General features: G+C 43.9%; 21 protein-coding genes. 18 read left to right on the top strand and 3 right to left on the bottom strand.

Annotation, left to right across the window (positions count from 1 at the left end; genetic code table 11):
- Positions 1–3: 3 nt before the first annotated feature.
- From traU to traG, 13 genes are all read left to right on the top strand, one after another.
- Entirely contained in the window at positions 4–951 is a 948-nt protein-coding gene (gene traU, locus L2748_RS20555; protein WP_220782944.1) for a conjugal transfer pilus assembly protein TraU, read from the top strand.
- A gap of 56 nt (positions 952–1,007) precedes the next feature.
- Entirely contained in the window at positions 1,008–1,505 is a 498-nt protein-coding gene (locus L2748_RS20560) for a DNA-binding protein (protein WP_220782929.1), read from the top strand.
- 171 nt (positions 1,506–1,676) lie between these two features.
- A complete protein-coding gene (locus tag L2748_RS20565) occupies positions 1,677–2,213 on the top strand; it encodes a DNA-binding protein (RefSeq protein ID WP_220782930.1) in 537 nt (178 codons plus the stop codon).
- Between the two features lie 49 nt (positions 2,214–2,262).
- On the top strand, positions 2,263–2,802 hold the full coding sequence (locus tag L2748_RS20570; protein ID WP_220782931.1) for a S24/S26 family peptidase: 540 nt from the start codon (positions 2,263–2,265) through the stop codon (positions 2,800–2,802).
- 194 nt (positions 2,803–2,996) lie between these two features.
- Positions 2,997–3,422 carry a hypothetical protein gene (locus tag L2748_RS20575; protein WP_220782932.1) on the top strand — a complete coding sequence of 142 codons (426 nt, stop codon included), beginning with the start codon at positions 2,997–2,999 and terminating at the stop codon, positions 3,420–3,422.
- 17 nt (positions 3,423–3,439) lie between these two features.
- Positions 3,440–4,138, top strand: coding sequence for a hypothetical protein (locus tag L2748_RS20580; protein ID WP_220782933.1), 699 nt, complete (start codon positions 3,440–3,442; stop codon positions 4,136–4,138).
- Positions 4,139–4,360: 222 nt separating this feature from the next.
- Complete coding sequence (locus tag L2748_RS20585) at positions 4,361–4,732, top strand: hypothetical protein (protein ID WP_220782934.1); 372 nt, start codon at positions 4,361–4,363, stop codon at positions 4,730–4,732.
- Between the two features lie 841 nt (positions 4,733–5,573).
- A complete protein-coding gene (trbC, locus tag L2748_RS20590; RefSeq protein WP_220782935.1) occupies positions 5,574–6,218 on the top strand; it encodes a type-F conjugative transfer system pilin assembly protein TrbC in 645 nt (214 codons plus the stop codon).
- Positions 6,187–8,016, top strand: a complete 1,830-nt coding sequence (traN, locus tag L2748_RS20595) for a type-F conjugative transfer system mating-pair stabilization protein TraN (protein ID WP_220782936.1) — start codon at positions 6,187–6,189, stop codon at positions 8,014–8,016. The genes trbC and traN overlap by 32 nt, the downstream gene beginning before the upstream one ends.
- Positions 8,017–8,028: 12 nt before the next feature.
- Positions 8,029–8,802, top strand: coding sequence for a type-F conjugative transfer system pilin assembly protein TraF (gene traF, locus L2748_RS20600; protein ID WP_220782937.1), 774 nt, complete (start codon positions 8,029–8,031; stop codon positions 8,800–8,802).
- A gap of 25 nt (positions 8,803–8,827) precedes the next feature.
- Positions 8,828–9,334 carry a conjugal transfer protein TraF gene (gene traF / locus L2748_RS20605; RefSeq protein WP_220782938.1) on the top strand — a complete coding sequence of 169 codons (507 nt, stop codon included), beginning with the start codon at positions 8,828–8,830 and terminating at the stop codon, positions 9,332–9,334.
- Positions 9,331–10,707 carry a conjugal transfer protein TraH gene (locus L2748_RS20610; protein WP_220782939.1) on the top strand — a complete coding sequence of 459 codons (1,377 nt, stop codon included), beginning with the start codon at positions 9,331–9,333 and terminating at the stop codon, positions 10,705–10,707. The genes traF (L2748_RS20605) and L2748_RS20610 overlap by 4 nt, the downstream gene beginning before the upstream one ends.
- Entirely contained in the window at positions 10,707–13,532 is a 2,826-nt protein-coding gene (gene traG, locus L2748_RS20615) for a conjugal transfer mating-pair stabilization protein TraG (RefSeq protein WP_220782940.1), read from the top strand. Before L2748_RS20610 ends, traG begins: the two co-directional genes overlap by 1 nt.
- Before the next feature lie 54 nt (positions 13,533–13,586).
- Here traG and L2748_RS20620 read toward each other — a convergent pair whose 3' ends face one another.
- From L2748_RS20620 to L2748_RS20630, 3 genes are read right to left on the bottom strand one after another with little or no spacing between them, the layout of a single operon-like run.
- Positions 13,587–14,246, bottom strand: coding sequence for a peroxisomal membrane protein PEX14 (locus tag L2748_RS20620; protein WP_220782941.1), 660 nt, complete (start codon positions 14,244–14,246; stop codon positions 13,587–13,589).
- 58 nt (positions 14,247–14,304) lie between these two features.
- Complete coding sequence (locus tag L2748_RS20625) at positions 14,305–14,562, bottom strand: Txe/YoeB family addiction module toxin (RefSeq protein ID WP_220782942.1); 258 nt, start codon at positions 14,560–14,562, stop codon at positions 14,305–14,307.
- Positions 14,562–14,813, bottom strand: a complete 252-nt coding sequence (locus L2748_RS20630; protein WP_220782943.1) for a type II toxin-antitoxin system Phd/YefM family antitoxin — start codon at positions 14,811–14,813, stop codon at positions 14,562–14,564. The genes L2748_RS20625 and L2748_RS20630 overlap by 1 nt, the downstream gene beginning before the upstream one ends.
- A gap of 95 nt (positions 14,814–14,908) precedes the next feature.
- Between L2748_RS20630 and traD the strand changes: the two genes are divergently transcribed.
- The 5 genes from traD to mobF form a co-directional block, all read left to right on the top strand.
- On the top strand, positions 14,909–16,996 hold the full coding sequence (traD, locus tag L2748_RS20635; RefSeq protein WP_248957732.1) for a type IV conjugative transfer system coupling protein TraD: 2,088 nt from the start codon (positions 14,909–14,911) through the stop codon (positions 16,994–16,996).
- A gap of 93 nt (positions 16,997–17,089) precedes the next feature.
- Positions 17,090–17,668, top strand: a complete 579-nt coding sequence (locus tag L2748_RS20640; protein ID WP_220783394.1) for an outer membrane protein assembly factor BamE — start codon at positions 17,090–17,092, stop codon at positions 17,666–17,668.
- 78 nt (positions 17,669–17,746) lie between these two features.
- Complete coding sequence (locus L2748_RS20645) at positions 17,747–18,811, top strand: hypothetical protein (protein ID WP_220783393.1); 1,065 nt, start codon at positions 17,747–17,749, stop codon at positions 18,809–18,811.
- Positions 18,812–18,980: 169 nt separating this feature from the next.
- The gene (locus L2748_RS20650; protein ID WP_220783392.1) at positions 18,981–19,151 is read left to right on the top strand and encodes a hypothetical protein; all 171 of its coding nucleotides are present in this window, start codon (positions 18,981–18,983) and stop codon (positions 19,149–19,151) included.
- A gap of 130 nt (positions 19,152–19,281) precedes the next feature.
- Positions 19,282–21,328: MobF family relaxase (mobF, locus tag L2748_RS20655; protein ID WP_248957733.1), on the top strand; the 2,047-nt coding region annotated here is incomplete at its 3' end.

The raw sequence follows: 21,328 nt of genomic DNA on the forward strand, positions 1-21,328 counted from the left end.
ACACTGGCAGATACCGCCGCTTGTACAGGGGAGTTTGTCAATCCCATTAGCGGCCTTTGCTGGGATTGCTTATTCCCCTTAACGATAGGCAAAGTCCCGATAATCAGCTCGAAATACCCCGATACCACCAACCCAACCATGCCAATCTCTTTTTGTCCCAAACCGCCCCCAATCTTCATGCAAGTTGGCGTCAATATTGGTTATTGGGAACCCTACGCAATGGTAGATGTAACCCGTGTCCCCTACTGCATGGTGAACATGGGAATAGAGCTAGGCTCAACCAATCCGATGAACGTTGCAGGACAAAGCACTAGCCGCATAGGGGAAAACAGTAACGGCGCGTTCTATCATGCGCATTGGTACAAGTACCCCATGATTTACTGGCTGCAAATTTTACAATCAGTTGCTTGCATGGCGCTTGATAACTTTGATGTGGCTTACTTAACTGAGTTTGATCCCTTTTGGGACGATGACGAATTGAGTTTTATCTTAAACCCCGAAGCCGCGCTGTTTGGTAATCCAATCGCACAACTTGCTTGTGTTGGGGAATCGGTGATCACCACGACAGGCCGCGCACTTCCACTAGACGCGCTTTTTTGGTGTATGGGTTCTCAAGGTAGCGCCTACCCGCTGACAGGCAACACCTCCTATCGTGACACACCTATTCAGGCCGCAACGCTTATCGGCGAACGGCTTAACTACAAGCTGCATCGCCAAGGGATTGTGTGGGAAAGCTTAGGGACTGACGGCGCAATTTGCTATCAACACCCGATGCCCATATTACCCAAGTCTCGATACCGTTATCAGCTCTCCAATGTCGAAGCTGACGCCAATAACTGTTACCCCTATGGCACAGCTACCGCCATTTGGGAATCAGGCCATGATAACCCTGTAACGGGGGATAATTTCGGGTTTGTGAAGTGGCGTAAACGTAACTGTGTTTTCTTATAACACCTTTTTACCAAGGGAGGATAACTATCGTCCTCCCTGTAATGAGCAATGTTTAAATGACTGAATTAATCAAAGAATGGTTTACTGCCGATGAATTATGCGGCGTAGGCGGTCTTCCTCAGCACCGCAGTAGTTTCAGCACTAAAGCAAAAAATGAGCATTGGATCTCGCGGCAACATTCAGGAAAAAGAGGCGCTGCGTTTGAGTATCACATTTCGAGCTTACCTGAATCTGCACAACTCATTTTACGCAACCGCGATATAAAGCGAGGTGCTATAACAACATTACCGATGATTTGGACGATAAAAGACGATGCAATGGCTCCAACTGTACAAAAAGGGATGCAAGTAGCAATTACTTATCCACCTATGTTTGATGGCGGCGGGCTTTATTTACTCAGTATAAATAAAGTTCCTGAACTTCGGCGTGTTCAGTGGCTTGAAAGCCAACAAGTATATGCAGTGTTATGTGACAACCCACATTACCCAACGGACTATGTAAAAGACTTATTCATATTGGCGAAAGTCATAGCTGCACTCGCGCCAATACAATAAGGCTTGACATCACCAAGCTCTATTTATAGCCAACCGCGTTGTTTTAGCACCACACATCCAACTAAAAGAAGCAGAAGCGGCCAAACCTGCGCCGTATTAATTGCATCGATTATTGCTGCCATGTTTACCACCTCACACATTCATGTTTAATTTTCGTACAGAGGGTTCATTATGACCACTCAAACAACCGAATACGTTGACACAAATCAAAAGCAATCACCAAAAATGACGATTAACACATGGTTTTCAGCCACTGAGCTTCTAGGAGTAGGAGGACTTCCCACTTCATTAAGCGGTATTTATAAACACGCTTCTATCGCTAACTGGAAAAAGCGCCAACGCTCAAATGTGCAAGGCGTGACATTTGAATACCACGTTTCCAGCTTCCCGCTAACGGTGCAACTCGCTATAGAGCGACTAGCTCTAGAGCAAGAATGTTCCGTTATGCCGAGATTATGCGTGATGCCAGATGACACCATGTGTCCAACGATCCCAATACACTCACAATTAGCTGTCACATATTTAACTCGCTTTATCAATGATGGGTTATATGTCGTTGAACAAGGAAATGAATTAACGGTTAGGCGGATCTACAAACTTAATGATCAACAATACAAATTATCTTGCGATAACACACGCTATCTACATGAGATTAATTCCAACCCCAAGATCATTGCTTACGTTAACCAACTGTTGCTTCCAATTTAGCGCTTCGATGCACATACCATGCTTAACTCTTTAACCTAAGAAAAATATTATGCCTAAAACGCCAAATAATGGTGAGTTACACTTAAAAAACCAACAGCTAACTAACTTATTCCACAGGTTAAAAATAGCTTTAAAAACCAAAACGTATAGCGCGATATCAAAAGAAGCCAACATCAGTATCGACTCGATTAGAGCATACGCAGTACAACGCACTTATCCCGATATTATTCGCTTAGCTGCCATTGCTGATACTACGGGATTCTCAGTTCGTTGGTTACTATTCGGTGATGAAGTAGAACCGACAAATGAAAAGTCATGCCGCCTAATTATTAAAGATGATGTTATGAGTCCAAAAATCCAAAAGGGCACACAAATCGAATATGAAAAACTATCCCTACCAAAAGGCAGTATTTTTAACGATGGTCTGTATGTCATTGCTGCACCTCAAGGCAATATAGCTAGACGCTTGCAATGGCAGCATACAGAAAATGAATATGTCGTATTTGGTGATAACGCTGTTTATCCCAAACAACGAGTAAAGGACGTCAATGTAATAGGGATAGTCACTGCGATATTCACGCCCTTATAAATCAAGAACACACTACATAACAGTAAATTAATTAACAACGCAAGGAGAACACATAAAGCAAATTACATAACAGTCATAACTTAAAATCCTATTATTAAAATAATGCAGATACATTTCTGCGATTGAAAGCAAGGTTGCTCTAACAACCTTGCTTTATTTAATTCTACCGACTTATTTAAAACTCAGGAATACACATGCAAAAGATTCCCTTCCGAAGCAAGCCCCAATGGGGCTTGCTCGCCATATTTGCCTTTACACCATTATTAGCTTTCGCTCTAAATGCTGAATTAACGCTATTAATCATATCTATCTATGGATTGTTCTTTATTCCGCTTATTTCTAACGTGAAAACAAAGCAGCTACAAAATCGTGCCTTGATGATTGAAGCATTAAAATCGGCGGGATTTATTTACTCATTAATTGGCGCAACCGTCATTATCATTATGACGGTTTACAACTTGCTGTTTAGTGACACATTAACGCTGGCCGCAGTTCTCACTCAATACGACTATATAACTGAAACGTTATTAATCATTGGTTGGTTGTCCTCGTTAATAACTGCCGCCCTAACGCTACATTACTCGACCAAATCGACAAAAGAGTTAAAACTAACCATTTAACAAACCAAGGCTTACCTATGAACATCCTTAAAAATCACCTTGTCTTTACCACGCTAATATTGGTAGCACTAATTGATTTAATTGCTGCGTTATTTTTCAACATGAATTTTGGAGCGACTTCATTAACTGTAAACCTTTCAACGCTAGGTTTAGCATTAATGATTACTCCTCTTTTATTGAGGCCGAAACAAAAATTACTCTTATTGCAAAGCGACAACATCACTAATGGATTAATGTATTCATGCATTAGCATTTTAGTGCTTGGTTTATTTCATACCTTATTAAACCCGATAATAACCAGCGAGGCTTACAGTACCAATAAAACGTTAACAGAAATCGTTGCAGTAATTAGCCTTTTAGTTGTTATAGGGGCATGTATCCAACTCCTTTTATCTACAAAAGAGAAATTAACCCAACTATCCCCTGCTCAAATCTTAGCTACAGAGGAGCGTTTCAACCGCGAAATGATTGGGTATTCACAAACACCAACCCCAGAAAACAAGCTAACGCTATATAGCCATGTAAAGACTAATCACTTACTCGCTGCCTACGCCTTAGCAACACTCAATACTTCTATAGCAGGGGTAGTTTTCTGTTTAACGCTTGGTGAGTCATCGTACTTTTATTTTGAAATTGCCGCTATGTGTCAATTATTGCTGATGGTGTGGTTTAAACAGCGCTTCATCAAACCCATCACAGTCCCAGAAGCTAATTAAAAAAGGATTAAGCCATGACAAACCACACGTTCCCTATGTCTGACACTAATTGTCGAGATGAAAACTACAACATAGCCCTTAAGGGATATGCGCGTATAGGCATGTCCTTTTTTACACAGGAAATGGCAACGTCACTCCCCCCCCCCAAATACCAAACTTTTTATTGTCGATGTTGGCATATGTAACAAGTTGTCACGTTATGCCGTTAAAAAGGATTAAGCCATGCTAGCCAATATCAAAGAGTTTCTTCTAGCAATCATCACACTGACCGTTGAGGGCGCTATTATGCACTTCAATCTGTTCTTTAAGCTGTTTGTCTTAATGCTGCTCTCGCCACTCTATTTTAACCCTGAGCAAGTAGCGCTACTTACCGATACTTACGGCGTTTATATGATAGCTGATACGGCCGTCACGGCATGGATTGAGACCGCATTCCAAATCACGCTATTGCTGGTTGTGACGTTCACCAACCTAGCCACGTTATGCCGCACAAAGTTAATCCACGTTCAGAGCGAAAACGCTGTACAGGCAAGTAATCTCAGTCCGTTACAGCTCAAGACGGCAACGTCAACGATTAAGCCTGTCACCAAATAGCTAAGTAAAGGTCGTTTTACGTCCAGCCACCCAGCAATACCGAGCAGTGCATCAACTTACAAAGTATGTGTGATTCATTCTCTATCTTTTCCGTCTGCTGTAATACAAACTTTTCCTACTTGGTTCATATTCAGGAAATACACATGCAAAATAATTTAATTCCCAAAGTAGGGATTTTATTTCACCTGTTAATTATCGCTTTTTGTTTTTATGTAAATGGAGTGCTAATTCTAAACATAGGACTACTGGCAACAACCACTCTAGGTATTTTGTTTATTGCAGCACCGATTAACATACTTTTTGATTGGTACTGCAAACCATGGCAACAAACATATTTCTGGTTCATGTGGTTGACAATACTTATCTGTTCAGTGCTTTTGTCTTGTTGTTTTTTATTATTGTTCATCTACGGCATGGGATTTACCCATTTATTGACCGAGGAAATCTCGCTTCAATGGTTAGCATCAATATATTCAATATCTCTATTGTATTGCTACACTCAAGTACTCTTTTTTGCCGAAAACCACCCCGCTATAATTGTTAAACTACGCGATATATCCATTTCGCTAATAACAACAAGGGGATAACCAATAAGAAGTTTAAAAAGCTCCCGAGTTCATACCAGAAGCAAACAATAAATAATGCGGGTGATAATGACATCAAAAATATCAACGTGTTTATTAATTTTATTTCAGCATGGTTTTCATTTTCAATACTGACGCCATACCAAAAGGAAATACTGAAATACATAAAAGCAACGAGGGCAATCAAATAACACAGTAATACTAACAAAAAACCTTTCCACCCTAGCGTTACCCTTTCAATTCAAACCGAGAAATTTATGAAACGACATACTCTGTACTGTATGGCGCTGCTTACGGCTTTGCCTTTTTCGCTTAGCGCTAGCGGCTGGTCTACGGACGAACTCAAGCAATTACAGCAGCTTCAAAACAACGTAGCCAAACCTGCGCTATCCACTGAGCAACTGCACGAACAATCCAAACAGTGGCAAACCTTATCGCAAAACCTGCAACGAAAAGCGATGGAGGGCATCGAGAGGCAAGCCAAGAATCCCAAAGCTGACGCATCGGGCGTGATGATATTTGCGTCCTTGGGAATGCCTGATAATTCATTGCGGCAGTTACTCACGCAAGCTGCTGATTTCAATATCCCCGTGGTGATTAGGGGGTTGTGGCAAAACGACTTCGCGCAAACGGCAACCAAAGTACAAACCTTAATCACCCCCAAAGACGGCGAGCCTATTATGGGCGGTGTTGAGATTAACCCCGTTTGGTTCAAGCAGTTTGATATCACCCGTGTACCTGCCTTTGTGGTTATCAATGAGGATAAATGCAGAGGCAAACCACCTTGTCACCCTGATGATTTTGATGTGCTTTACGGCAATATTTCCGTCTATGACGCCTTAGATATTTTACAACGAGAGGGTACTCACCATGCCATTGCTAAACAAGTCGCTACTCGCTAGCGCATTACTGCTATTTCCAATTACCGCCCTTGCTAACCAAGGAACGCATTACTACAACACGGTAGATGAAGCAAAGAGCATGGTGACTCAAAGCTTGGCTAACCCCAACGTCACAAACTTTGATGTTAATGATTACTGCAAAGATGAGGCATGTAAAAGAGCCATTGCCAACCCTGAACAATCCAAGTACTTCGGCAATGACAAGGATATGATATTAGACGGCCAGCTCGAACTACACACTGACGACAACGCCGCCAATTTACAAGATAGCTTCAACAATCGCCCCGCACACGTACTTGATTTAAACGACCCCGCATATCGCCGCGCACAAGGTTACATGGATGAATCATATGAAATCAGCCACGGCATATCGACAAAGTACCACGACTGCGAGAAAGGCAAAGTGTGCGACATGGTAGAGCAGCCTAGACAATGTTCACGCCCAACGGGCGAGCCCGCAACCTGCTATCACATTCCTGTCCCTGGTCAATTATATGTTCGTGAGCAAACCACGACCCCCTCATATTCCGTTCAACCTCGCACTACATTAAACATCAGTATGCGAGCGAACAGTGCAGGCGGTATAAACGATGTGCTTCGCATTATCCACTTACCCGAAATCAAAGCTGAGGGCTGGCGTAACGGCAAGTTCAGCCTCACGGTTGCGAATAAAACCACCCCGCTATCACCCACGAACATGAAACGGTGTCGTGGGAACAACAATTTCTACGTCTGTGAGTTCACTTTCCCCGCCATGCAAATTGCCATAGGGGAAACATGGACAGCGCCCGAATTATTAATCACGTACCGCGAAGAACGCGCAGACAGCTTGACTATCAACGCACCACGTCAAGCAATAACACTGGACTGGACGCGCTACCAACAAGATATGGGGTGGGAAATGCGATGCCCTCCCAAGCCGCGTGATTGTAATGACATGGCACTAGGTGCTTGGACGTGTACAGAGGAGGGAGGGATAAGAGAAATTAACGGAATGCTCGTACATGAAGATTGTTGGCGGCGAGAGCGCCCCGCTGTCTGTATTGCTGATGATACTTGCCTCCCCATGTTAAACCCGCCTGATTTTAGTTTTGAATGCAAAGAACTCAATCAAACTTGCAAAGTGGAAGTTGAGGGCGTTTGCGTGATTGAAAACGTCAACCTGCAATGTGATGTGCAAGAGTGTTATGACAACACATTGGTGTGCGGTGAAAAGTCATTTTGCCTTGATGGAGATTGTTACGTGGGCGAGGGGGAAGAAAACCCTAACTTCTCAACTGCGGTATCGGGATTAGCCGGTGCGGCAGAGGCAGCAGAAAGCTTTGATGCCGACACGTTACAGATTTTCACAGGCAAACCCGCATCGTGCAGTAAAAAGCCCGTGGGACTGTCTGATTGCTGTAGTGATGATGGCTGGGGTAACGACATTGGGTTAACCGACTGTAGCAGCGAAGAAAAAGGGTTAATGGAAGCCAAAGAGAAAGGCTTAACCATTGACTTAGGGGAGTACTGCGCTGAAAAGGTATTAGGCGTCTGCATTCGTAAAAAGAAAGGCTACTGCCAGTTTGACAGCAAAATGGCGCGCATCATTCAAGAGCAAGGGCGTGTTCAATTAGATGTGGGATTCGGTAGTGCCAAGCACCCGAACTGCACAGGCATTACCCCTGAGCAACTGCAATTCATTGATTTTAGCCAAGTGGATTTTAGCGACTTCTACGAAGATTTAGACGCTGGCTTAGCACTGCCTGATATGGACGAAATTACCGACCGTATCAAGGATAAATACCAAGACCAATAAGCAGGTAAACCCATGCTCAAGTATTTCATATTACCGCTACTGCTGCTCACCCAAACCGTGAGCGCAGAGACTGCCCAAGGGTGGCGCTGGTACAACGAACCACGCACGCCACAACAACCCCAAGCGCAACCCACACCACCGCCACAGCCCACCATGACCATGACGCAAACACCCGAACCGACAACGCGCAACATGACGGCCACGGAGCAAATGGAATGGTTTCACCGATACATGGCTGAGGCGCAAAACGAAGCCATGATAAACCCAAGTGTTGATAACGTGATTACCTTTATGAAGATTAGCCGTTTCATTGATGGAAAAACTACAGACTTTGGTATGGCGTGGAAAAAAGCGCTATTGGTTGACCCTGAGCTGTCATACCGCACCAAATACCCAACTGAATCCTTAGCCAGAAAAACCCATAACGCCATGACCGTTAAAGCCAAAGAGCAAGCGGTCGTGACAATGGCAGAGCAAGGCTACGGTTTATTCTTTATGTATAACGGCAAGTCACCATTAGACGCGCAATTAGCCCCCTCGGTACAAGCCTTTGCCGACCAATACGGTATTGGCTTGCTAGGGTTAAGTATGGACGGGGAGCTGTTAACCACGCTCAACAGCACCCGTAACAATGACGGCAAACTCAACGTACTAAGTGTCCCCGCATTAATCCTGGTCAATCCAAAAACCAATGAGATTAAGCCGCTTGCCTACGGGTTCATATCCCAAGATGAATTACTCGGCCGTTTCTTAAATGTAGCCACTGACTACGCCCCCGACTTTTAGCCCTCACAAATAAGTAAGGCTCCACATGAAAACAATATTACTGCCCCTCATTTTGGGGCTTTTACTCATGGGTCACGCTCATGCAACCACCGCAAAACAGCAATTTAATGCCATCGTAGAAACAAAGGCGCTGCAACAGCATGAGACAGCGCGCAGTGCTGATTATCCCAAACAAGCAGAATACGCCCTTGCCTATCTATTCAGCCCTACGTGCCAATACTGCAAAGCCTTTAGCCCCACATTGCAGCAGTTTAGCCAAAGCACAGGTTTAATGGTGTACCCGTTCTCAACAACAGGCCAAGGACTCGCGCAGTACACTAAACCCATTGTGGCCACACCTGACATCTTGCAAGACTTTTTCCCAAACCAACAAGACATTATCTACCCAGCCTTGTTCCTGGTTAACGTCAATAACCGCAAGCATGTACCACTGAGCTTAGGCAATGTACCGCTTGATGTGCTGTACACCACCTACCAAGGGGCAATGACCTATCCCCACTTACAAGCAATACTTAACGGTGAGCAGCCATGAAAAAAACACTCCTAGCCGTATGCCTATCTACCCTTTGCGCTACAGCGCACGCTGACGTTAACCAAGACCTCAACAATTTTTTTAATGGTCTGAACTACAACGCGAACATTTCCAATGCTCACGCCTATAAATCACAATCCGCTAGTTATTACACAGGCGGCAGTGCGTATATCAGAACACCCGTAAGAGATACGCAGATTATGAATATCTCACTACCGAGTATCAGTGCAGGTTGTGGCGGCATCGATATGTTCGCGGGGGGATTCAGTCACATTAACAGCGACCAACTTGTCGCGATGGGTAAAAACATCATTGCGGGAGCTATCCCCTTTGCGGTGGATTTAGCCCTGCAAACGTGGGCACCTCAAGTAAAAAACATCAAAGACAGACTAGAGGCCATTGCGCAAGAGATTAACGCCCTATCGGTTAACTCCTGTGAAGCCGCGCAAGTTGGTGTATCGGCACTCGCGGGCTTTGCCGATGTCGGCAACAAACAATATATCTGCGCCACGATGGGAACCCAAAACAATCAGTTTGCGGATTGGGCAGCAGCAAAAAATGAGTGCGGAGACGAAGGAGAAGTCGATAAACAACTCGACAACGCCAAAGGCAATGCCGACCTCAAGGACTTGGTGAAAGAAAACCGCAATATCATCTGGTATTCCATCATGCGCAATAACTTCTTAGCCAGCGACCCACAACTGGCCGAGTTCTTTATGTCATTGTCTGGCACATTGATTTATGACAACAACGGGGACGCAAAACGCTTCCCGTCATTAATCACCACCGACAATAACATTATCAATGTCATGCTTGCGGGCGGCAAGATTAAAGCCTATCGATGTGATGATAGAGGCAAAGATAAATGTCTCGCTCCGACCAAACAAGACCTAACCTTTTCAGCTACCAGCGCATTACGTGCCAAGGTTGAAACCATATTAAGAGGTATTGTTGCTCGATTCAAAGCCGACCAAACGCTTGACGCAAACCAGCAAGCCTTTTTAGAGGCGGTATCACTGCCAGTACTGCGCATGATGTCTACCTCACTTGAAGCGGTGCAAGAACCCAATATCACCGCTTACGCAAACCTTATCGCAACGGACTTAATCACCGATTACTTGCAAAACGCCCTAACCATTGTACAAGCGTCAATCACCAGTACAGGCCATGACAAAACCGATATAGACACGCTCTATCTCGTGATTGAGCGCGCTAGCGAACAATTAAACGGGTTACGCATGGGAGCCTTGCAAACATTGGAAGCCGAAGAAGCCTTAGTGCAATCCATGCGCAATATGGAGCAGCGCATCGAGGGACGCTTTTCGGCAACAGGCCGTTCAAACCTGCTATTTAACCGTGGAGACAACCGTTAATGAGTACAATGGAAATCTACCTAGTATCAGGTGGGGATACCGCAAAAATGGCGCTGCAAGCCATTGCGACTTACTTCAACAGTAACGATAACGTTAACCTGGTGAAAATTGTCGGCATGATTGGCCTAATGATGACCGCCGCCCGTTTCTTTATGACACGCGACCACAACAATATCTTAGGCTGGTTAGCCACCTACTTACTTATTCCTACGCTTCTGCTCACACCAAAGGTCGGGGTGCATATCTTTGATAACAGCAAGCCGTTAGGCAACTACTATGTGGCAAACGTACCGATAGGGGTAGCACTACCTGCCAGTTACGGCACAACCTTTATGCATGGTATGGCGGAAATTGTGGATGATATTTTCAGGCTCCCGAATGACTACGGTTACTCAAAATCAGGCATGTTGTTTGGTTCAACCATCTGGAAGCTTTCAACCTCTGTAGGTATTCAAGACCCTGAGTTAAAAAGCGAGTGGAGTCATTACATCAGTAATTGTATTCGGCCAGATATCATCGTGAATAAAAAATACACATGGGAGCAACTTGCCAACAGCGGTGACATACTGACGTTCCTCGCCAGTAACAAGCCGTCACCACTCAGACGCATTGCGATGGAAAACGACTTAATCACCTGTAAGGACGCCCTCCCCAAACTTGCTAAGAAGTTTGAGGATGAAACCCAAGGTGCATTAGCCCTTATCAGCACCCAAGGCGTAAACGGTGTGGTGAAAGAGGCAACCGCACTGCAAAACGCTATCGGTAATAGCGCGGCAACCTTTCATAACATTCATACAGGAGGCGCAGAAGTACTCAAGCAAAACATGGCCGTTAATGCTGTAAGAGCAGGACTCATGGACGGTGCAGCCAGCAATAACGCTACGGCTGCGGCAATGAACTACTCTAAATCGCTAGCAGAAACCCGCTCTACGTCTTCCATGTATTCAGTGGGACTCACTGCGGCGGATTGGTTGCCACTCATTCACAGCACCTTAATCATTTTGATTATGTGTACGTCCATTTTTGTGTTCTTGGCGGCGTTTATTCCTGGCATGACCTTTCCTGTCTTGAAAGGCTATGTCACGAGTTTCTTCTACCTATCCACTTGGCCTGTGCTGTTTGCCTTTATCAACATGATAATGACTTACTCACTCCAACATGCGGGGGCAGATATGAGCCAAGCAACGCCACAAATCACACTCGCTAATGAAAATGCAGTGCAAGCCATGCATGTGAAGTTTACAGCGATTGCGGGTTGGTTAATGGCAATGGTGCCGTTTTTAGCGGGCGCAGTACTCAAAGGTGGTAATGCGCTAGCGGGCAGTATGGCAAACCGCTTTATGGCGGGCGTGAATGCACAAGCATCATCGGCGGCCAATGCGTCTACGGGTGATGTGAATTTTGCGAACATGCAAGCTCACACCTCCCAAATGAACAACAGCATGAGCAACAAGCTTGATGAAACGTGGAGTGCAAGCCAGTACGGAGCAACATTACAGCGGCCAGATGGTAGTACAACGACCTATTTCCCTAACGGCAATACGTATAACAACCAAGGCGCAATATCCAAAACTCACTTTGATATGAACAACAGTGAAGCGCAATCGCGATCGTTACAACGCAACCTTGGCGAAACCCAACGGGAAGTTGAAAGTGAACGTAGAGCGTTATCAAGGAGCGTAAATAACACCGCTGATACGTTAGTGTCTGCGTCAGAAACGGCGGGTAAGAACACCAGTTACGGCTCAGGTACGCAAGACAGTGTTAACGCCAGCGTGAGTAATACATTCTCGCAAATGGATTCACTTATCGAAGAACAAGCGAGGCAGACAGGGCAAAGCAAGACTGATACGTATAAATCTATGCTTGATGGATACATTGGGGGAGATTTTCATGTTTCTGGGACCCTTTCAACAGGTGAAAAGAACATAGGTGTTGCTAAAGCAAAGGCAGACGCAACATTGAAAGTAGGTGGAGGCATAAAACAAACGTGGACTGATGGATCCTCTACCGATGATACAAGAAGCGAAACTGAACGTAACGCTGACTCGAAACAACTACAGTTTAATAAGCTTATGGGAGATTTAGAGCAGTACAGCGCTAATACCAACACTAGTGAGCTAAACAGCGCTAACCAACAAGCGTTAAGTAGCGTGTCTAATAGCCTACGTGAAACTAAAGACTTAACCGCCGCCGTTGAGGATAGTAGCTCACGCGAAAAAGCATATTCACAAGCGCTGATAGATTCGGAAAGCGGCACATTATCACTTGGCCACAATCTTATCCCTGAGTTTCAGAAGTTTGTGGAGCGCAAGGAACCTGGAAGCGTGGATATGATCATGACAGGCACAACGCAGATGGCAAGAGAAGCAAGGGAGCAAATGTTTACAGAATTTACCGCGCAGAAGTTCGCAGATTATCAATCCCCTATTACAGGGGAAAGTGTTACCCCGTCAAACAGGGATTTGCAATTAAGTGATGCAGGTAATCAGCACTTAAACCAAGGAGGCGAACAGCTAAACACTCAACATCAGCAAGCCGCACAGGGTAATCAAGCATTGAAAGGGAGTTATTATGATGAAAATAACTATACAAATCAGCGTGACGATTCCATGTTAAATCAAGGCGCGACTCGCGTAGATATGCGCAGTACGGCTGCACAAGAACCTACTCGCCGCGCAAATGAGGAGGTAGCCGATATGGTAAAGGACACTTATCAACAAAAAGCGTTAACGGGCAGTGAAGAATACGCGCCACATTCTATGACTCCAAAGGAGAAAATAGATGAAATAACGAAGCAAGTGAAAAAAGGTGAATTACCTTAATTTAGCGCAATAAAAAAGGGCTGCATGATGCAGCCCTTTAATGGTATCAACCGATTATTCATCAACGGGTTTATTGACGTAATATAAAAAGCCACTGGCAGCAGAGATAATAAAGACAACCCCTAACAATGTAGGCAACCATGAGGGATCTTTAAGCCCTTGGTTATCGTTAATGCCAGCAATCATAAACAGTAAACTGAACAATCCAGCTATCCAGATGATCCACGGAGTTAATCGTGATGATGGAGGCATTTTATAGGATTGTTGAGTTACGCTAGAGTCTGTCTTTTTAAAGAAAAATCGTAATTTATTGTAGTACCAACCATTAATAACATACTCAGCGAAAAAGTATGTGAAAAGAGTAAAGATGCTACAAAACATAATTGCCAGTCCGTACTTATAGAATAAACCAAAAAACATTGTGGCAATCCAAGTCGATACAAAGATTAAAATTGAGGCTGCAAATAACTGTCCGAATTTTTTATCCTTACTCAATACATCTTCAACCTGCTCATTCCATTGCTCAGCGGGCTTATCCGCAAACAATGGCGCAAAGGTTTTGAGTGATTCTGGTAATGACTCTGATTGTGATTGAGGCGCAACCACAGGCGCGGCACTAGGTGCTGTAGATAGTAACTGGTCAATCTCTTGATCAGATAATCCCTTTGACCGTAACAGGTCGATTTTTGAAGTCAAACTCATTGACGTATTCATGGTGTTTTCTCTTTCATAACATGACGTTATTTTACGCTGTATAACCATTAACCACAATCTAGATATAGTGAAAACGCAATGCAACGATGGTTAATGTATCCTGAGTCGCTTTGTACACTAGACGGTGTTCATCGGTGATCCGCCTAGACCAATAACCCGATAGATTTTCCTTTAATCGCTCTGGTTTACCAATGCCCTCAAATGGAGTTCTTGTGCAGTCCTGGATTAACTTATTAATCCGCTTCAAAGTCTTTTTGTCTTGCTGTTGCCAATAAAGGTAATCAGCCCAAGCGTGATCTGAAAAAAGTATATTCATCAGTCCAATAACTCACGCTCTTGCAACTGCCCTTTGTTCACTTGTTCAATAGACTCAAATAATCGCTTTGCGTTGATGGGGTTAGTCAACAAATACAAGGTTTCTTTCCAGCTATTAAATTCAGCCTCAGACAACATAACAACGTTTTCTGCATCTCTACGATGGATCACCACATGATCGCAATCGTTGATCGCGCGTTCACATACCGATTTTAAGTTTTGTCTCGCTTCCGTAAAGCTATAAATACTCATAAACACCTCAACACGTACTTTTATAAGTACATATTACGCCACTACACTAACAAGTACAACATTAAGTACGCCTTTTAAGATTAGAGGAACTAACCATGCAAGATCGTTTAAATAAGCGGCCTAAAGCCCGTACCAGTAATTTTACTCGTGGCGGCCAGATCATCTTTCACAATATCCGCATGTACTTTCAGGTCATTGGTGCGATTTTCCATTGGTATTTTCTCGCTATCGCGATCATCGCGGGATTAGCGATTTACAGCTTCATAGACGCCGAAACCTTAAAGGCCACGCAATACCACTGGAAAGTATGGTCAATCAGTAAAATTCATCCCGACACAAGGGAAGTGACATTAACCTGGCAAGGTGAACCTTTTACCGAAACCATAGGCATCTTAAAAGAAAGTAAGCTACTCAATGATGCTAACGATAAGTTCATGTGGATCTTACAAATAGGCTTCTTGTTTGGCTTTATTGTGGTCACGATTATCACCACGATCATTATGAAGTTCTTTAATAAAAAGGGGGCTGAACAAACAGAAGATTGCTTAGTACGTGGGGTTAGAGTTGTAGAGCCAAGCCTCCTATCCAAAGAGTTAATCAGAGACAAAAACGCCAGTGACTTTAAAATTGATGGTCTGCAATTACTGACACAAGATTTTGAAGTACGACATTTGTTATTCAGTGGAACAACGGGCGCGGGTAAATCCGTTGCTATTCGTAAGTTACTGCAATGGATAAGAGCTAGGGGTGACAAAGCGATTGTTTACGATAAAGGCTGTACTTTCGTATCGCGCTTTTATGATGAAAGCCAGGACACGATTTTAAACCCTTTTGATGAACGGTCAGCATACTGGGATTTATGGTGCGATGCTAACAGAGCCACGGATTTTGAAAATCACGCAATGGCACTTATTCCTGAACACGGCGATGGTGATCCATTTTGGGTACAATCAGCCCGTACTATTTTTGCTTCTACCGCTTACAAGATGCAAAGTGACGGCAAACCTTGTACCACTGAGCGCTTGCTAGAGCTGATCTTAACCTCGCAACTTGAAACCTTAACCGAATACTTAGACGGTACAGAATCCGCCAGTTTGGTATCAGACAAAATCCAAAAAACCGCAATCTCAATCAAATCAGTATTGGCCGCTTACATTAAGTCATTACGATTCTTAGAGGGCTTAGATAAACCCGACTCAGAGGGCAATCCACGCAAGCGGTTCTCCATTCGTGATTGGGTACTGGATGATGACGAGAAAGGCTTTTTATTCTTAACCTCAAATGCAGAGCAACACGCCTCTTTAAGGCCGTTGATCTCTATGTGGCTGTCTATCGCGTCAACATCTATTCTCGGTTTATCTGAAAATCCTAATCGCCGTATTTGGGTGATCATGGATGAAGCGCCAAGTATTCATAAGCTCCCTGAACTGCCTAACGTATTAGCCGAAGTACGAAAGCATGGCGGCTGTTTCTTGTTGGGGATCCAGTCCTACGCACAGTTGGTTAAAACATACGGCCAACACGCCGCCGATGAAATGTATGACTTGCTGAACTCGCGCTTTTACTACCGTAACCCGTCTGCTCCTATGGCGAAGAAATCCAGTGAAGACTTAGGCGAACAAGAGCTAGAAGTCTCAAAGGAGCAATACAGCTACGGTGCTAATTCGGTGCGTGATGGTATTTCGTTAGGGCATCAAACTATCACAAGGCCAACGGTAAGCGCATCAGAGATCATGTTGCTTGATGATCTTTCTTGCTGGTTACGTGTTGCAGGTAACTATCCAGTAACCCGACTCGATCTTAAATTTGACCAACTGCCACAAGTCGCTAAGGGTTTTGTCTTTAGAGATTACGAAAGCAGCGAAGCTATGAAGAAAGTCGATGCCCTACTCGCTCATTATCAGTTAGGTGCATTGTCTTCACTCCCGACCGAAGATCGCAATCGATTACTGGCTATCCATAAGTCGCAATTTGAGGGTGATGAAAAGTCTCAGCAAGCGGAAGAAAAGCGTATGCAATCCAGTGTTGAGAAAACCAATCAACAAGACGAATACGATGTAGAGAAGCAAAAACAAATCGAAGCACAAGAACTGCGGGCACAACTCGCTACGCCTGACGCTGAAAGCTCACTGCATGATATGCATGATCAGCAAATTAGTGACGATAATATGCCCTCTATGTAATAGACATCACCGCTTCATTATTATCTATACAACCTGAAAATTAAGGTGTAAAAATGAATCAATTTAGCGGCCACAATAGAGTTAATTAAACTGATGAAAAAAATAAAAACTACCGCAATTTGTATTGCGCTGCTTGGCTTACTATCAGCCTGTTCAAGCCCACCTCTTGTTGAATCTTCAACAGGGATTAATTTACAACAAACCAATAAACCTGTTTATACGTTAGTTAACTTGCACCCTGATACGGGAAATAACCGCATGTACTCAGTTAACTACCAGCAAGAGGGGCTTATTCCTTTATGCTCCCCTGTTTCCATTCAAGATTTCAACGGTAAAGTCCTTACCTTTAAAGATCTCGCAGATAATCGGGTATACACGCTAATCAAACACGGTTCGTCACCTGATTTTCCCGCCTACTTAAACAAGTATTTTGGTACGACTTGTGACTACGAAAATGTAAAGCCATTAAGTGCCATTGATAAAGAGGGGATCAATCGCGGCGAGGCATTAGTCGGCATGAGTAAAGACGGGGTGATATTGGCAATTGGTTATCCACCTGAACACAAAACACCGTCATTAAAAAGTGACTCGTGGATGTATTGGTCTAATCGGTGGAATAGGTTCGCGGTAGAGTTCGATCAAAACGGCCTAGTGTCCAACATTAAAGATTAATAAGATTGTGAGACAGACCCCATGAAAGCAAGCAGACTGTATGATGGCAAAGTCAGTAATAAAAGGTAATGACATATTATGGAAAGTATTAATCAATTTAAACGCAATCTAGACTATAGACTATTGATTGAGCAAGGATATAAGCTACTTCTTGATGTTGATGATCTCGATTGGCCTGAGGCTGAATTTTGGGAAATAAAACTATCAACTAGCGTTACTGAAGAAGATTATTATTCTACGGTGCGGGGCGCTAGAGACGCAGAAATTGAACATTTCAAGCAGTATGTTGCGGTAGGTGAAAAATTTACTTATGAGGTTGTCAATGATGATGACGGTGATGTCGTTTGGGCACCTAGTGTTATTTGTTTGCCCGCTTTAAGAGGGCTCGGAACGCTTGCCTCAAGGGTGCTAGTTAAATTTACCCCCATAGGGAATAAGGTGATGGCAAATATAGTTCTAGTTGCCAAAAATGGGGGGATAGGGATTGAGCGAAGCGAGCTGGAACCCTATGCCATTGCCCTGCAAGAAGCGTTGAAGGCAAAAAGTGAATTAGGTGGTGTCAGTTTTACCGTCATGGTTTTGGATACATCTGATAACGTTAAATATAGAAAAAAAGCGCGATTGAATAGCAAGAGCATCAACTTTAACAAGCAAAAGAAATTTTATAATTATGTTTTAATAAGTGTTGAAAAGTCGAGTGTATGGTCACCCTGGTTATTTTGCTCAGCGGAAGAAAGAGTTGCAAATGAAGCACTTCACAATACAAGCAACAATGTAACAGATATATTTTGTCAATTTGTCGGCTTCGCATTTAGCTGGAAGAAAGTAGTGCTGTCTGGAATTTTATCTTTTATTACTTCGGTTATCTTTTTTGCAAACTCATTTCAAGAGTTCCTGCCGCTGGTACCTCTAGCGATCATCCTCAGTACTTTCGTTTTTTGCCGTAATCAGTCAAGAATTTTGACACAGGTGGCCGCTGCGTCTTTGTTATATTCTCTACTGTGTTTTGGAGGTTTGTGGCTAATTTCACCAATAGATAATTTGAGTGATTTCTTTGATATAACCAAGTTTATTTTCTTGTCTACGGCACCTCTAATAACCATTGCTGCTTATGCTCAAAAAGTAGCTCGGATTAACGCTTGATAAGCACTATCAATGAGAGCAAACAGAATAATAATTAGCGAAAAGATTGAAATACTTTCATACCCAGACTTCTAGGAGGAACCCTCTAGGAAAAATCAAACAAGGCGTAACGGTAAAGGTTACGCCGAGTAAAAATACAGTGTTAAGTTAATTGATATCGGAGTACGTCATGGTTGAATTTAACGAAATTTTGCGTTTTTACCCACACACGTCACCCCGTAAAGGGACTAAGAACGGCAAGCTCATTCGATTACGAATGCGTGAGATTGAATACATTAATGACCTCAAGACATTAGGCTTTTCGCAAGCTGAAATTAACCAAATGAGTGAGTTGCGTTAATCCATTCCTACCCCATGATTTAACGTGTCACCCACGGCTTCACCAACGCTTTTCTAGTTGAACAATCCCCCCCTACGGATTGTTCAACACCCTCACATTCTCAATACTAAATCTATACAGAGTCGCTATCATGCTATCACTGTCACCTATTCGCGCCAGTGCATCTGACGCGAGCCAATATTACTTGGCCGAAGAAAAACACTTACACCTACCTGATGCTGAAATCCTCCCAATAGAACAAGAGTTATCAACGTCTGAGCAAGGACTATTAACGTCTGAACACGCCATAGATACCAATGCCAAATATTACCTTGCAGAAACCCTAGTGACTGACGGTAACACGCAGTGGTTCGGGGGCATTGCCGAGAAAGAGGGCATATTGGGCAAGGCCATTACCGAAGAAAAACTGCAAGCGGTGCTTAATGGTGAACTCGATAACATCAAAACCCAAGGCGCTCATAGTGAACAACGCCGTAAAGGGTATGACTTAACCTTTTCAGCCCCCAAGGGCGCAAGTATTCTAGCGCTCGTCTACGGTGATACCCGCATTACCGAAGCCTTTACGGAGTCGGTAAAAGTCGCATTATCCGAGATAGAAAAAGATACCGCCCAATATCGCACTACCGATAAAACCACTCACCAAGCCAGTTATGAAAATAACGGTAATTTACTGTTTGGTATGGTGCAGCATAAAACCAGCCGCGCAGAAGAACCGCAACTACACATACATTCGCTCATGGCCAACATGACGTATGACAAAAACGATAACCTCAAAAACCTTGCCTCTAGCTTTTACCAGCAAGGTAATGAGCTTAACGGAACCTATGAGCGCATCCTGGCTAACCAAAAATACTATGGCATGATTTTACATAGTGACTTTGGCGCTAAGCTAGAAAAGATGGGCTATTCCATTAAATCCATGGGTAACGGCCAGATAGACGTAGACGGTATTCCGCAAGAGGTCATAGATGCAAACTCAACCCGTAGGCATCAACTCCTAGACCATACAAAAGCGCTAGGCATTGATTCTAGTAAATCACGGGACTATGCCGCGCAGTTAACCCGTAAACCCAAAGCTTACACCCCAGAACAATCACTACAACAGGAATGGACAAAGAAAAACAGCGACCTTGGTTTTAACGGTCTTGATTTCGTTACAAAGTCATACGACAAGCCCGCCCCCATTGTGCAGCCCATACCCGAAACCGCTAAAGCGGCATTAGACAAGAGCATTGCTCACCTGAGCAATACCCAAAACGCATTAGGTTATGAAAAGGTCTTAACCCTTGCGGCAGGTGAATTTTCTTATGGCAAACATCACAGCATCATCGACTTAAAAACCTTGCTTGATGACAAAATCGAGCAACAAGACCTTATTCCGCTTAACGACCAAAAGACGCACCTCACAAGCAAGACATTAATCGAGAATGAGCAAAATCTCATTAATGACACCCAAGGCCGCATGAAAAACATTAGCGTAAAGGCTAATGATAAAAGTATGAGCGATTTAAAGTTGAATGAGCAAAGCCGTGAAGTCGTGAGTGATTTATTTGCCAGCAAGAAAGCCGTTAACGTGGTTAACCTAACAGGAGCCAGTAAACAGCTTAGTGAAGCCTTGCTACACGTTGGCACTCAATCAGGCCGCAACATGGTATTTGTCGCGCAGTCGGTGAAAGACAAACAGCAATTAACCAGGACGGTTAAGCGTCAATCGTTCTCTGTCATGGAATGGGTAAAAAATGCGGTCAAACAAGAGCATGTCACGACCGTACAAGGCTTGCTTAATACCCCACCCGCCAAGAACAACAAAGACACGGTATTAGTGGTTGAACATGCCAATAAGCTAGGCGTAGACGATACCCGTGCCCTGATGCAAAAAGCCAAAGCTGACGGCAGTAAACTGATTTTTCTTAATCACACAGCGGCCAGTAAAGGCTTTAAGGCAGGTCATGCCGTGGATACGCTGCAAAAGGGCAATGTGTATAGCACTGAATGGAAAAACGCTAAACCGAGCAATACCGCTGTCCTCATTCACGAAGCGGAAAAAGCCCCAAGGCAACAAGATATTGCTTTGAAGTACGCAGCACTGAGCAACGAGGAGCGTAGCCAAACGCAAGTTTTAGCAACTAACCAGACCGACAGCAAACACCTTAACACGCTCATTCGTGACACCTTAG

The sequence above is a fragment of the Shewanella sairae genome (assembly GCF_023283535.1).
Classification (GTDB): domain Bacteria; phylum Pseudomonadota; class Gammaproteobacteria; order Enterobacterales; family Shewanellaceae; genus Shewanella; species Shewanella sairae.

Excerpts from the sequence above, each read along its gene's own strand:
- L2748_RS20640 (WP_220783394.1), top strand. The coding sequence starts at position 17,090 with ATGAAAAAAATAAAAACTACCGCAATTTGTATTGCGCTGCTTGGCTTA.
- L2748_RS20645 (WP_220783393.1), top strand. The coding sequence starts at position 17,747 with ATGGAAAGTATTAATCAATTTAAACGCAATCTAGACTATAGACTATTG.
- L2748_RS20565 (WP_220782930.1), top strand. The coding sequence starts at position 1,677 with ATGACCACTCAAACAACCGAATACGTTGACACAAATCAAAAGCAATCA.
- L2748_RS20585 (WP_220782934.1), top strand. The coding sequence starts at position 4,361 with ATGCTAGCCAATATCAAAGAGTTTCTTCTAGCAATCATCACACTGACC.
- L2748_RS20625 (WP_220782942.1), bottom strand. The coding sequence starts at position 14,562 with ATGAATATACTTTTTTCAGATCACGCTTGGGCTGATTACCTTTATTGG.
- L2748_RS20580 (WP_220782933.1), top strand. The coding sequence starts at position 3,440 with ATGAACATCCTTAAAAATCACCTTGTCTTTACCACGCTAATATTGGTA.
- traF (WP_220782938.1), top strand. The coding sequence starts at position 8,828 with ATGAAAACAATATTACTGCCCCTCATTTTGGGGCTTTTACTCATGGGT.
- L2748_RS20570 (WP_220782931.1), top strand. The coding sequence starts at position 2,263 with ATGCCTAAAACGCCAAATAATGGTGAGTTACACTTAAAAAACCAACAG.
- traD (WP_248957732.1), top strand. The coding sequence starts at position 14,909 with ATGCAAGATCGTTTAAATAAGCGGCCTAAAGCCCGTACCAGTAATTTT.
- L2748_RS20560 (WP_220782929.1), top strand. The coding sequence starts at position 1,008 with ATGACTGAATTAATCAAAGAATGGTTTACTGCCGATGAATTATGCGGC.
- traN (WP_220782936.1), top strand. The coding sequence starts at position 6,187 with ATGCCATTGCTAAACAAGTCGCTACTCGCTAGCGCATTACTGCTATTT.
- traF (WP_220782937.1), top strand. The coding sequence starts at position 8,029 with ATGCTCAAGTATTTCATATTACCGCTACTGCTGCTCACCCAAACCGTG.
- L2748_RS20630 (WP_220782943.1), bottom strand. The coding sequence starts at position 14,813 with ATGAGTATTTATAGCTTTACGGAAGCGAGACAAAACTTAAAATCGGTA.
- L2748_RS20610 (WP_220782939.1), top strand. The coding sequence starts at position 9,331 with ATGAAAAAAACACTCCTAGCCGTATGCCTATCTACCCTTTGCGCTACA.
- trbC (WP_220782935.1), top strand. The coding sequence starts at position 5,574 with ATGAAACGACATACTCTGTACTGTATGGCGCTGCTTACGGCTTTGCCT.
- L2748_RS20650 (WP_220783392.1), top strand. The coding sequence starts at position 18,981 with ATGGTTGAATTTAACGAAATTTTGCGTTTTTACCCACACACGTCACCC.
- L2748_RS20575 (WP_220782932.1), top strand. The coding sequence starts at position 2,997 with ATGCAAAAGATTCCCTTCCGAAGCAAGCCCCAATGGGGCTTGCTCGCC.
- L2748_RS20620 (WP_220782941.1), bottom strand. The coding sequence starts at position 14,246 with ATGAATACGTCAATGAGTTTGACTTCAAAAATCGACCTGTTACGGTCA.
- traG (WP_220782940.1), top strand. The coding sequence starts at position 10,707 with ATGAGTACAATGGAAATCTACCTAGTATCAGGTGGGGATACCGCAAAA.